Origin of the sequence: Bradyrhizobium sp. LTSP849 (assembly GCF_000938255.1) — a bacterium.
GTDB lineage: Bacteria > Pseudomonadota > Alphaproteobacteria > Rhizobiales > Xanthobacteraceae > Bradyrhizobium.
In genome coordinates this window covers 131771-144068 of sequence record NZ_JYMR01000045.1, presented here as the reverse complement: position 1 = coordinate 144068, position 12298 = coordinate 131771, and the positions used below count along the sequence as shown (strand labels likewise).

The window sequence follows — 12298 nt, the reverse complement described above, 5'->3', positions numbered from 1 at the left end:
GCCTGCCGGTCAGCCCTGGGCCGAGCTGCGGTCCGCCTCCTCGGTCGGGTAGACCCCGCGCAGCACCTCCTCGAAATGCATCTTCACGGCGTCGTTGCACAGGCAGGCGCGCAGGCGCAGGCCGTCGCGGTTGCGGACCAGGATCGACCCTCGTCGCGTGTCGAGCACGCCTTCCGCCTTGAACGACTGGAGCACGCGGCTCGCATAGCTGCGGCCGACGCCGAGCAATGTCGCAAGCTGCTCATGCGTCAGCGGCACGCTGTTCTCGTCGCCCGTCCGCTCCATCGCCGCCAAGATCCATTTGGCCGTGCGCTGCTCGATCGAGTGGATGGCGTTGCAGGCGGTCGATTGGAAGATTTGCGCCAGCATACAGTCCGCGTAGCGGGCGAAGACATGGCGCAACGACGTCGAGCGCAGCTTGGCGGCTTCCAGCTTGCCGACGTGGATGCGCGCAAATGGGCCGCCGAATTTGACGACGATGCGGGTGTAGGCCGGCAAGTATCCTTCGCTGACGATGCCGCCCACGGCACCTTCGCGACCGACCAGGATGGTCTCGACGTCGCGTCCGTCCTCGTTGGGAACGAGAAACGTCGCAAGCGCCGGTCCACAGGGGAAGTGGACGACCTGGACATCATCGCCGGGATTGTAAAGCAGCTCGTTCGCGTCAGCGTCATCGACGGTGATGTGCGGCGCGAGCAGCGCGTAGTCCGCCTGGTTCAGGCGCCGCAGCAGGTTGTTCGTCGGCCGGGTGTTGACCTCGGTTGCCTTGGCGGTGCGCGCGTCCATGGTGAGCTCCCATCCTCCTCTCACATTAGCGAGTTCCGTCCGATCCCTGTGTGCACAAGTGGACAGACCAGAGAACGGCGATGTGGTGGGTTTCGTTCCGGGAACCCTCCGATGCGCTGGGTACAGGCATCGTGTCGCGGCAGTCCTGATCCGAGAAACCTCATGTTCCAAGATGCGATGATGGCACCCGCTCTTTCCGACGGCTCAGACTGTCCTGCCGATGTCCTGATCGTCGAGGACGATCCGATCATCGCGATCGATTTCGAGGATCGCCTGCTCGGGTTTGGCGTGACGAGTGTGCGCACCGTGGGGTCGGTCGCGCAGGCGCTGGAGGCGATCACGAAGCGTGCGCCCGACTTTGCGCTGCTCGACGTCGAGCTGATCCGCGAGAAGAGCTTTGCGATCGCCGACCGTCTCGTCGTTCTGAAGATTCCGTTTGTGTTCGTGACCGGTTACGGCGCGGAGACGAGCATTCCGCCGCAATTCGCAGCGCGACCGCGCCTGCAAAAGCCTTGCTCCAGCGATGCGCTGGAGGCGGCGTTGCGGGCGCGCGGCAGCTGACGGCGCGCCGTCGCCGTCGTCCTCAGGCGAATTTCGGATCGAGCGTGGTCGACCACAGCGCAACATCGGCGCGGTCGCGTAGCGTCACAATCATCTGGCCGGACGCTCCGTCGATCTTGACGTGACCGAAGAATTGCATGCCGGCCGATGGCGGCAGGTTCTGGTTGTCTTTGCCCGGCGCCTTGATGAAGCGCACGTCCGGCCCAAAAGTGTTGTCGAGATCGTTCGGACCGAACGTGCCGGCATGCAGCGGGCCTGAGACGAACTCCCAGAATGGATCAAAATCCTGGAACTGCGCCTTGTTCGGGTCGTAATAATGCGCGGCGGTGTAGTGCACGTCAGCCGTCAGCCATACCGTGTTGCGGATCGGCGCCATCTTGATGAAGCGCAGGATGTCGGCGATCTCGAATTCGCGGCCGCGCACCGGCCCGTCGCCTTGCGCGAAAGCCTCTGAGCCGCCCTGCGGCGTATCCGGCACAACGAGGCTGAGCGGCATGTCGGAGGCGATCACCTTCCAGGTCGCGCGCGAGTTGAGCAGGCCGCGCTTGAGCCACGCCATTTGATCCGGCCCGAGGAAGTAGCTGGCCGGGCCGTATTCCGTCTCGAGATTGGCGCCGTTCGGGCCGCGATAGCTGCGCTCGTCGAGCACGAACACGTCGAGATGCGGGCCGTAGGAGATCTGGCGATAGACCCGGCCCGGTTCGACAATGCTCTCGCGCATCGGATACATCTCGTGGAAGGCCCGGCCCGCGCGGGCCGCGAGCAGCGAGACGTCGCGCACCTTGTAGGTCGCCGGCAGGTCCTTCGACAGCGACCAGTTGTTGGTTACCTCGTGATCGTCCCACTGCACGAAGATCGGCACCTCGGCATTGAAGGCGCGGACATTGTCGTCGGTGAAATTGTATTTGTGCGCGGCGCGATATTCGTCGAGCGTCTCGGCGACCTTGGCCTTCTCGGGAATGGTGACGTTCTTCCAGACCTTGCCGTCGGGGAGCTTCACCTCGGATGCAATCGTGCCGTCGGCATAGATGGTGTCGCCGGAATGCAGCAGGAAATCCGGACGGTGCTTGCGCATCGCCGAGAAGGCGAACATGCCGCCGTCGTCGGGATTGATGCCCCAGCCTTGGCCGGCGACATCGCCGCCCCAAACGAAGCTGACGTCGCGGCGATCGGCCGGTGCAGTGCGGAAGCGGCCGACCACCGGCTCGCCTTCGATCGCAGTGTGGGCAAGATCGCGGAAGCGGACGCGGTAGAAGATGTCCTGTCCGCTGGGAAGGTTCTCGATCAGCATCTTCGCGGTGAAGTCGCTCTCGCGCAGCGCCGCGATCGGCGGCAGCGCGCGGGCGTCCTTGAAGGATTCCGTCGCCGCCACCTCGACCAGCATCTGCGCGGGCCGATCCGCGCGCGCCCAGACCACGCCGCCATCGACGGTGAGGTCGCCCGATTGCACGCCATGGGTCACCGCCGGCCGGTCGGCCGCGCGCGACAGATGAGGCATCGCGATCGCGCCAAGCGCGCCGGCGCTGGTGGTGAGAAAACGGCGGCGGGAGAATTTGATCTTCATGGAGACAGCCTCGATCTCGCGCGAAACGGCCCGCCCGGGAGGCCGTCACGATGGAGTCCGAAGCTATATTGAGACAATGTGACGCAGCGATAACGCGCGCACGCTCTTACGCGTTGCTGGCGGCCCGGAATTGCGCGCCGGCGCGTTGCAAATTCTGCGGCATGCTGAACAGCACGGCCTTGCGATCGGCAACCGCAGTATGGAACTGGTCGAGCACGATGTTGAAGGCGGTCAGCGCGCCTTCCTCGATGGCACCGTGATCATAGCAGCGCAGCGTGTCGCGCAGGATCTCGTCGGCCTCGGCCTGCATCTGGTCGAGCTCCTCGGTCGTCTCGCTCTTGCGTGCCGTCGCGATCATGTCGAGCAGGCGTTCGCGCAGATGGCTGTTGTTGTCGCGCTCGTCCTTCTTGAGATAGCCCGCAAACCAGGCACCGATCGAGCCCGTGGCTGAGAGCGCCATCAGGGTCCACCAGATGTAATCGCTGTATTTGTCGAGGAAGGTCTTTTCCTCGCCGTCGACGAAGGCGGCGGCACCGGGATGCACGGGGATCACGGCATCCTTGTCGGTGTCGGGCGTTTCGATCTTCGCGGCCATCGGGAATTCCGCCACCAATTGCTGGCGTACGGCGAAGAGCTGCCGCGTGAACGCCGCGACGGTGGTGTCCGACAGGCCTTTGCGGGCCACGATGTGATGCGAGAAGCTGATCGTCTTGACCTCGTCCTCGGGACGATCGGGCGAGCCGCCGTAGGTGCCCGCGGGAATCTCGGACGCTTCATAGACCGGATGGTTCTGCGCGATCGCATCCGCGGAATCGATCGCGAGGAAGGACGGCGTGCCGCCGTCCTTGGCGGAGGCGGCGATCGCATCCGACGTGATCTTGCTGTTGACGGGGCCCGCCGCGAGATAGGCGTCGACCTTCTGGCTGCGGATCGCCTCGGCCACCTCGCTCGCCGGGAATTGCACGATCTCGACCTTGGCGGGATCGACGCCGTATTGCTGGAGGATCACCTTGAGCAAATTGACGTTGGCCGGCGTGCGGCCGACCACGCCGACGCGATGGCCGGCGAGCTGCGCGATCTTGGTGATCCTGGCGCCCTTCTTCTTGCCCTTGCCGGGCACGCTCCACAGCACCACGACGTTCTTGCGCAGCGTCGCGACCGCTTGCGCGTTCTTGGGCACGTCGAGGTCGCCGCGCACGATGGCGAGATCGGCCTTGCCCTCGGCGAGCAGATCGGCGCTGGCGGTAGCGCCATCGGTCTGGATCGGACGCAGCCGCACATAGCCTTTGCTCTGCGCAAAGGCTTGCGTCAGCGCCTGCACCACTTTGATGTCATCGCTGTTGGCCGGACCGACCGCGACCTTCAGCGTGACCGGTCGCATTGCGAAATAATAGCCGCCGACAAGCGCACCGATGATTGCAAGGACGAGCGCCAGAGACACGAGCGCGGTCTTCCGCGCCGCGGATCGCGGCGAAGGCGGAGAGGGCGTTTCGGCCAGGTCCAATCCCCCGGTCATCGATCTCCCAAACAGGCGCTTCAGGCTCAGTTTCATCTTGGCCGGCGATTTACGCCCGCAAGTGTAGCAAATTTCTTGTCGCGCGGGGTTACATCTCCGTCATGGTTAGCGGATCGACGAAATCCCGTATGAACCCGGGCGTCAGCACGGTGTTAGGGTAAAGTTCCCCTGAAGGACGGAGACGATCATGGCAGAGCGGTTATCGGCGGACGCGCGCAAGCAGGCGCTGGGCGGTATCCTGGGCTGGACCGAGGTGCCGGGCCGGGAGGCCATCGGGAAGACCTTCGTGTTCAAGGATTTCAACGAGGCCTTCGGCTTCATGACCCGTGCCGCGCTGGTCGCCGAAAAGATGGATCACCACCCCGAATGGCGCAACGTCTACAAGACGGTGGAGGTGGTGCTGTCGACCCATGACGCCGGCGGCGTCACGGCGCTCGACATCGAGCTCGCCAAGGCGATGAATGCCATCGCCAGGCCGACAGCTTAGCTGACATTTGGCTGACGTCTTGCAGCGACCGGCTGCATCCCCATCTTGTGATCGGTATCGGATGCGGCCATCGGCCGCGCCGGGCTGAACCGGAGTTTTCGAATATGGTTGCCGAACACAGCGTCGGCTTCGAGCCGGCCGATCGGCTCGCGGAAGATCGTGAAAGCGTGCGCCGACGCTTCTGGCGCAAGCTGAAGCGCGTCGCCGCGCATCTGCCGTTCGCGGAAGATCTGCTCGCCGCCTATTACTGTGCGTTCGACCGGCAGACGCCGCGCCATGTCCAGGCGTCGCTGCTCGGCGCCATCGCCTATTTCATCCTGCCGTTCGACTTCATCCCCGACATGATGCCGATCCTCGGCTTCACCGATGACGCCGCCGTGCTCGCCACCGCCCTTCGCATGGTCGCCAGCCACATCACGACAGAGCATCGCGAAGCCGCCCGCACCGTGCTGAAGCGCGGGGTGGATGGGGCTGAGCAATAGCGGGGCCTCATATTCCGTTGTCATTCCCCGCCACCGGGTCTCGCCTTCGGCGAGCCCGATGACAGGCTCCGGCGGGGAATCCAGTACGCCGCGGCCTCTCGATTCAATCACGGACGTCACGGAGTACTGGATCGCCCGGTCAAGCCGGGCGACGACAGCGAGCGTGTGGCCGCCCGCTACTTCTTCTCCGCCCGTGCCTTGTCCGCATCCCACGCCTGGAATTGCCTGAACAGCGTCTCCCTGTCGGCGTCGGAAACTTTTCCGGCCGTGGGGCTCTGCTTCAGGAACGCCTCGAAGCGTTGCTGCGTCACCGGCTCGACGCCGTGCCGGTCGAGCCATTGCTGCGCGACCGGCAATCTGCTCCAGCCCGCCAGAGGTGCCGCGAGCGAAACCTCCTTCCATTTCGGATGGAAGGGCGGGTTCTGAAGCGCCGGGAATTTGGTGAAGAACGCGTCCACGAACAGCGCAAGCTTGCGGTAGCGCTCGGTGTTGGGCGCCCAATTATACGCCGCGAGCACCGCCGGCACCGCGATGGTGTCCACACTCTCGCCGTCCTTGATCAGGTTCGGATAGTCCTTGGCGGTCAGCGTCGCCGGCAGATAATCGCTCTGGAGCGGCTTTGCATAATCCACGCGCGCGAGGTGGAAGCGGCCGTCATTGCCGAAGGTCGAGACCGATTTGTACGGTTTGCCGCCGACCACGATCACGGCGTCGATCTCGCCGGCCTTCAGCTTCTCCATTGCGATGCGCTGCTCGACATAGACGAATTTCGCCTTGATCCCGAGCCGTTCGAACACGGTGAGCGCGGTGACGAAGGTGCCGCCGTTGGGCAGGTCGACGCTGACCGTCTTGCCTTCGAGGTCTTTCAGCGTCGCGACCGATTTCGGTGCGATCACCTGCATCTCTTCGTTGTAGAGCTTGGTCACGTAGGTGAATTGCCGCTTGATGTCCTTGGCGAAGCCTTTTCGTTCGAGATAGTCGAGCGTGTCGGCCCGCACGATTCCGAGATCGACGCCTTGCAAAAACAGGATGTCGGCAACGCTCTGCACCGAGCCGCGGCCGACGATCGGCAGCACGCGGATCTTGTTGCCGTCGTCGAGCACGGAAGCGAGGTCGGCGCCGAATTGCACATAGGTGCCGCCGATCGTGCCGGTGATCAGCGTGACAGTGTTGGCGTTCAGCGCCTGCTTGGTCGAGGTCGAGCCGAATTGGAAGATGGCCTTCAGGCTGTCCGAGACCTTGGCCGGATCATATTCGGTCTGCTCGGCGCGTGCCGCGAAGGCACAGATGGTCATGATGGCGGCAAGCGCCATTCCCAAAGCGTTACGCATGATGTCCCCTGATAAGTTCTAGTTCGAGAGCTGAGCGAGGCGCTGCTGCGCCTCCGCCGATCCGAGGGCTGCGGCCCTCTGGTACCAGTCGCGTGCCACGGTCGCGTCGGCGTTGACGCTCCGCGAATCCCTGGTGCCGAGCACTGCCGGATCATAGGTCCGGGCCAGCAAAAGTGTTGCCGTTGCATCTTGCGCATTGGCCGCGCGTTCGAGCAGCAGGCGCGCGGCGGCGATATCGCCGACGCCGATCAGGCTCTTCGCGCGCGTCATCAGTCCTGCCAGCGTGTCGGCGTCGAGCGCTCTCGCAGGCTGAGGCGGTGCAGGTTGAGGCGGCGCAGGCTGCACGGCGACGGGCACGGGCGCGGTCACAGGCGCCTGGGCTTGCAGCGCAATCTGGTAGGCGGTCGCGATCGCTTCGCGGCTTGGCGTCGACGGTGCTGGAAGGTCCTGCGCGTCGGCGCTCGCCAGCCTCGTGTTGGTCACGCGGGCCGGGTCCTTGATCGGAGCCTGCCGTGCAATTGGTGCGCTCGGCGGAGCCACAGGCTGATCAGCAGCTGTGCTCGTCGCGCCACCGGCATTGGCGGTGACGAGGCTGCGAAGATCGGGCTGACATAGCCCGACCAGGATTGCCATGGTGGATATCGCCAGAACGCCGGCGAGAATGCGTGGGACCAGTCGGGTCCTCAGGCGCAACTCCCGCGGCGCATATTCCCGTGGGTCGGGCGCGCCGAGCGGATCGGACAAGAAGAGTGGAACTGGATCGTCGTGCGAAAGATCGGCACGCGCGGCGTGCGCACGGATGTAAGACGCGGTGGACGGATGTGATGCAGATCGATCGGAGCCGAACGCCCTCGACTCCCTGGACGGACGGTACGCCGTCGTCTCCATGGTGATGCTCCCCATTACTGACGCAACGCGAGGGCCTTCCAGGCTTCAGTCTTCTTGTTGTTGTCCAGAAGCGCCCCGCAAACTGGAACCGGTAAATCGCAATTTGAATCAGCCCAAAAAACGACGGCGGTTGGCGCGAATCGGGAGATATTTGGGTTTGATTGGGGCGAGCCCGCGGAATGCACCGCAATTTTGGCAGCCATGGTTGAGGGCGTTTTTACCGTGCGGCGGTGGGCACACCGCGTGTCCCGCGCTCGCTGTCATTCCCCGCGAAGGCGGGGAATCCAGTACGCCGCGGCTTCTCCGTATCCTCACACTGTCTCTGGAATACTGGATCGCCCGCTTTCGCGGGCGATGACAGTTGAGTGTGTAGAAGCAGCACCGCGATTACGGATGCAAAATCACCTTGCCCATGGCCTGGCGTCCCGCGAGCACCTTCAGGGCGTCGGCGGTCTGCGCCAAGGGGAAGGTGCGGTCGACATGCGAGGAGATTTTTCCTTCGGCTGTCCACTTCACGAGCTTCTCGAGATTGGCGCGGTTCTTCGCCGGGTTGAGCCGGGTCCATGCGCCCCAGAACACGCCACGAATATCGCAGCCCTTCAGCAGCGCGAGGTTCAGCGGCATCTTCGGAATGTCGCCGGCGGCAAAGCCGATCACCAGGAAGCGGCCTTCCCAGGCGATCGAGCGCAACGCCTGCTCGGCATACGTACCACCAACCGGATCGAAGATGATATCGACGCCCTTGCCGCCGGTGAGCTTGCGCAGGCCCTCTTTCAAATCTTCCTTGCCGTAGTTCAGCGTCAGCTCGGCGCCATGCGCCTTCGCAAACTCAAGCTTCTCGTCCGACGAGGCGCAGGCGATCACCTTCAGGCCCATCAGCTTGCCGAGCTCGCAGGCAGCCAGGCCCGTGCCGCCGGCCGCACCCAGCACGGCGAGCGTCTCGCCCGGCTTAGGGCTCGCGCGATCTTCCAACGCATGCAGCGCGGTGCCGTAGATGATGATGATGCCGGCCGCGCGGTCAAAATCGAGATTGTCGGGGATTTTGACGATCGATGCCGCCGGTAGCGCGATTTTCTCGCGCGCGCCGTTGTGGCCGCAGGACGCGACGACGCGATCGCCGACCTTCACCTCAGTGACGCCGGGGCCGATGCTCTCGATCACACCGGCAACTTCGGCAGCCGGCGAGAACGGGAACGGCGGCTTGATCTGGTACTTGCCCTGAATCATCAGGATGTCGAAGAAGTTCAGCGCCGCGGCCTTGATCGTGATCACGGCTTCGCCGGGGCCCGCCACCGGATCCGGCACATCGGCGAGCACGAGATCGTCGGGCTGGCAATATTGCGAGCAGAGGATGGCTTTCATGGCGACACCTTCTTGAGAGCACTTGGCGTTTCGAGGCAGAATTATAGTTGGCTGTTTCTGCCGGATTTAAGCACGGGCGACAATCCGGTTTCTTTGCCCAAAGCGATGCGCAGGCCTATCCTCGCGTTATTGCGAGTGCAGCGAAGCAATCCAGACTATTTCCGCAGGACGGACTCTGGATTGCTTCGCGGCGCCTGTCATCGGGCCGCGCGTCGCGCGGACCCGTTGGCTCACAATGACGAAGTAAGAAGAAAAGGGAGGATTCAAACGATGTTTGAAACAGCTTTGCTCAAGGACAAGCGCATCCTCGTCACCGGCGGCGGCTCGGGCCTCGGCGCCGCGATGGGGCGCCGCTTCCTTTCGCTTGGCGCGGAGCTCGTCATCTGCGGCCGCAAGCTCGATCGGTTGGAGACCGCGGCAGCCGAGATGCGCGGAGAGACCGGCGGCAAGGTCACCGCGATCGCCTGCGATATCCGCGACGGTGCCGCCGTCGACGGCATGATGGACGCGATCTGGCGCAAAGGGCCGCTCGACATTCTCGTCAACAATGCTGCCGCGACCTTCATCGCACAGAGCGAGCATCTGTCGTTCCGTGCCGCGGATGCGATCCTGGCGCCGACGCTGCATGGCGCGATGTATTGCACGTTCGCTGCCGGTCAGCGCTGGATCGAGGGCGGCCACAAGGGCGTCGTGCTCTCGATCCTCTCGACCTCCACCATCACCGGCCGCGCCTTCACCGTCCCGTCTGCGATGGCGAAGTCGGCGGTGCTGGCGATGACCAAGAGCCTCGCGGTGGAATGGGGCCCGAAGGGCATCCGCACTGTCGCGATCGCGCCGGGCCCGTTCCCGACCGCCGGCGCGTCCGGGCAGCTCCGTCCCGAGGGCCGCGACGAAGGCTGGACCGCGCGCAACCCGCTCGGCCGCACTGGCGAGCACAGCGAGCTTGCCGATCTCGCCAGTTTCCTGGTCTCGGATCGCGCCGGCTACATCAATGGCGAGATGGTGGTGATCGACGGCGGCGCGCATTTGCGCAGTTCCGGCGCCGAGGATCTGTTGCGCTGGACCGACGCGCAATGGGCCGAGCAGCGTGCCGCGCGCGCCAAAAGCTAGTCGAGGGCCAGCCGCGTCGTCCCGCTAACTGCCTTCCCAAATTGGGCTTTCCCGGCTATCCCTGCTCGGGGACAAAACGCGGCCGGGCCATCTTCCAGTCACAATATTGAGGGAACCACTCCAGCATGTGGCGGGCGCTATTTTTGGCTTTGATGATTGGTGTGACGGCGTGTGGAATCAGTGATTCCGCGCGAGCGCAGACGCCGCAACCGGCGCCGAAGGCCGCGGCAAAACCGGCCGCTCCTGCCGCGAAGACGGCGGCAAAGCCCGAGAGCAAACCTGCGGCCGTTCCCGCAGCGGTTGCGGGCGGTGCTGACCCGACGCTGATCGGCCAGTTCGGCACCTGGGGCGCCTATTCGGCGACCCCCAATGGCAAGAAAGTCTGCTTCGCGCTGGCAAAGCCCTCGTCGTCCAAAACCAATCCGCCGAACCGGCCGCGTGACCCCGCCTATGCCTTCGTCTCGACCCGGCCGGCGGAAAAGGTGAACAACGAAGTCTCGGTCATGATCGGCTACGCGCTGAAGCCGGGCTCGGAATCGTCGGTCGAGGTCGGCGGCGCCGCCTTCGCGATGTACACCCAGGGTGACGGCCTCTGGATCAAGAACGCGGCCGAGGAGGAGCGGATGGTCGAAGCCATGCGCAAATCCGCCGATCTCGTGGTCAAGGGCGTCTCGGCCAAGGGGACGGAGACGACCGATACTTTCTCGCTGAAGGGCCTCGCCCAGGCGCTGGACCGGATTTCGCAGGATTGCCGGCGTTAAGGGCGTAGGCTTAAGCCTTTAAGGCTAGGCAACAGCCACGGTCGCAATCGGGTGTTCCGGTTGCTATATAGGGGCGGTTCCAGATTTTCTGTCGTCACGGCGACGCCGTCCTTCGAACGGTCATGCTGGGCATGACGATTTAGACACCGGTGACACTAGGCCATTCAATGCAACCGACGACCGAGCCGCACAACGCAACATTGGTGGAGAAGACCCCACTCGAAGTCTATGTGCCGCCGGCCAAGCCGTCGCTGATCGGCCTGTCGCGGACAGAGCTTGCCGATCGTCTCGGCGAGATTGGCGTCGCTCCTGCGCAGCGCAAGATGCGGGTGCAGCAGCTGTGGCACTGGATGTATTTCCGCGGCGCCCAGAATTTCGACGAGATGACCTCGGTGTCCAAGGGCATTCGCGGCGATCTCGCCCAGCATTTCACCGTCGACCGGCCCGAGGTCGTCGCCGAACAGATCTCAAACGACGGCACTCGCAAATGGCTGCTGCGGCTGCCGAGCGGCGACAATGTCGAGAGGGCGCACGAAGTCGAGTGCGTCTACATTCCCGAGAATGATCGCGGCACGCTGTGTGTTTCCTCCCAGGTCGGCTGCACGCTGAATTGCTCGTTCTGCCACACCGGCACCCAGCGTCTGGTACGCAATCTCACTGCTGGCGAGATCGTCGGCCAGGTGATGGTGGCGCGCGATCGTCTGAATGATTGGGCCGATCGCGAGGACGGCACGCGTCGCGTCACCAACATCGTGATGATGGGCATGGGCGAGCCACTGTACAATTTCGACGCGGTGCGCGACGCACTGCTCATTGTCGGCGACAATGAAGGCATCGGCATCTCCCGCCGCCGCATCACGCTGTCGACGTCGGGCGTGGTGCCGAACATCGTGCGTGCCGGCGACGAGATCGGCGTGATGCTCGCGATCTCGCTGCATGCGGTGCGCGACGAGTTGCGCAACGAGCTCGTGCCGCTCAACCGCAAATATCCGATCGCCGAATTGTTACAGGCCTGTCGCGACTATCCCGGCGCGTCGAACGCCCGTCGCATCACTTTCGAATATGTGATGCTCAAGGGTGTCAACGACTCGCTCGATGATGCGAAGCTGCTGGTGAAGATGCTCAAGGGCATCCACGCCAAGATCAATTTGATCCCGTTCAATCCCTGGCCCGGCACAGCCTATGAATGCTCGGACTGGGACCAGATCGAAAAGTTCTCCGAATACATCTTCAACGCCGGCTATTCCTCGCCGGTGCGCACCCCGCGCGGCCGCGACATCCTCGCCGCCTGCGGCCAGCTCAAGTCGGAGACTGAAAAACTGTCCGTCCGCGAACGCCAGGCGCTACGCGCCATGGCGATGACGGATTAACGATGCGTGCCCGCGCTGTCGCATCCTCGTCATTGCGAGCGAAGCGAAGCAATCCAGAGTCTTTCCGCAGAGACAGTCTG

General features: G+C 64.0%; 12 protein-coding genes. 6 read left to right on the top strand and 6 right to left on the bottom strand.

Features of this window, described 5'->3' with window-relative positions:
- Positions 1–9: 9 nt before the first annotated feature.
- Positions 10–786, bottom strand: coding sequence for a Crp/Fnr family transcriptional regulator (locus UB31_RS25030; protein WP_045012799.1), 777 nt, complete (start codon positions 784–786; stop codon positions 10–12).
- A gap of 162 nt (positions 787–948) precedes the next feature.
- On the opposite strand from UB31_RS25030, the gene UB31_RS25025 reads away from it, so the two are divergent.
- On the top strand, positions 949–1347 hold the full coding sequence (locus tag UB31_RS25025) for a response regulator (protein ID WP_045004495.1): 399 nt from the start codon (positions 949–951) through the stop codon (positions 1345–1347).
- Positions 1348–1369: 22 nt separating this feature from the next.
- Here UB31_RS25025 and UB31_RS25020 read toward each other — a convergent pair whose 3' ends face one another.
- Positions 1370–2911 carry an alkaline phosphatase D family protein gene (locus tag UB31_RS25020; RefSeq protein ID WP_045012798.1) on the bottom strand — a complete coding sequence of 514 codons (1542 nt, stop codon included), beginning with the start codon at positions 2909–2911 and terminating at the stop codon, positions 1370–1372.
- Positions 2912–3017: 106 nt separating this feature from the next.
- On the bottom strand, positions 3018–4463 hold the full coding sequence (locus UB31_RS25015; RefSeq protein WP_045012797.1) for a TAXI family TRAP transporter solute-binding subunit: 1446 nt from the start codon (positions 4461–4463) through the stop codon (positions 3018–3020).
- A 151-nt stretch (positions 4464–4614) separates the two neighbouring features.
- Here UB31_RS25015 and UB31_RS25010 point away from each other — a divergent pair, with 151 nt between their 5' ends.
- Positions 4615–4914, top strand: a complete 300-nt coding sequence (locus tag UB31_RS25010) for a 4a-hydroxytetrahydrobiopterin dehydratase (RefSeq protein ID WP_045012796.1) — start codon at positions 4615–4617, stop codon at positions 4912–4914.
- Between the two features lie 104 nt (positions 4915–5018).
- Entirely contained in the window at positions 5019–5396 is a 378-nt protein-coding gene (locus UB31_RS25005) for a YkvA family protein (RefSeq protein WP_045012795.1), read from the top strand.
- A gap of 176 nt (positions 5397–5572) precedes the next feature.
- Here the strand turns inward: UB31_RS25005 and UB31_RS25000 are convergent, their stop codons facing one another.
- The 3 genes from UB31_RS25000 to UB31_RS24990 all read right to left on the bottom strand — a co-directional run bounded on the left by UB31_RS25000 (position 5573) and on the right by UB31_RS24990 (position 8977).
- Positions 5573–6727, bottom strand: coding sequence for a TAXI family TRAP transporter solute-binding subunit (locus UB31_RS25000; protein WP_045012794.1), 1155 nt, complete (start codon positions 6725–6727; stop codon positions 5573–5575).
- Between the two features lie 18 nt (positions 6728–6745).
- Positions 6746–7615: an SEL1-like repeat protein gene (locus UB31_RS24995; RefSeq protein WP_045012983.1), complete on the bottom strand. Its 870-nt coding sequence runs from the start codon at positions 7613–7615 to the stop codon at positions 6746–6748.
- Positions 7616–8002: 387 nt separating this feature from the next.
- Positions 8003–8977 carry an NADPH:quinone oxidoreductase family protein gene (locus tag UB31_RS24990; RefSeq protein WP_045012793.1) on the bottom strand — a complete coding sequence of 325 codons (975 nt, stop codon included), beginning with the start codon at positions 8975–8977 and terminating at the stop codon, positions 8003–8005.
- Between the two features lie 270 nt (positions 8978–9247).
- Between UB31_RS24990 and UB31_RS24985 the strand changes: the two genes are divergently transcribed.
- The 3 genes from UB31_RS24985 (at position 9248) to rlmN (ending at position 12218) form a co-directional block, all read left to right on the top strand.
- On the top strand, positions 9248–10087 hold the full coding sequence (locus UB31_RS24985; RefSeq protein WP_045012792.1) for an SDR family oxidoreductase: 840 nt from the start codon (positions 9248–9250) through the stop codon (positions 10085–10087).
- Positions 10088–10212: 125 nt separating this feature from the next.
- Positions 10213–10848, top strand: a complete 636-nt coding sequence (locus UB31_RS24980; RefSeq protein ID WP_045004481.1) for an invasion associated locus B family protein — start codon at positions 10213–10215, stop codon at positions 10846–10848.
- A gap of 167 nt (positions 10849–11015) precedes the next feature.
- Complete coding sequence (rlmN, locus tag UB31_RS24975) at positions 11016–12218, top strand: dual-specificity RNA methyltransferase RlmN (protein ID WP_045012791.1); 1203 nt, start codon at positions 11016–11018, stop codon at positions 12216–12218.
- Positions 12219–12298: the final 80 nt, after the last annotated feature.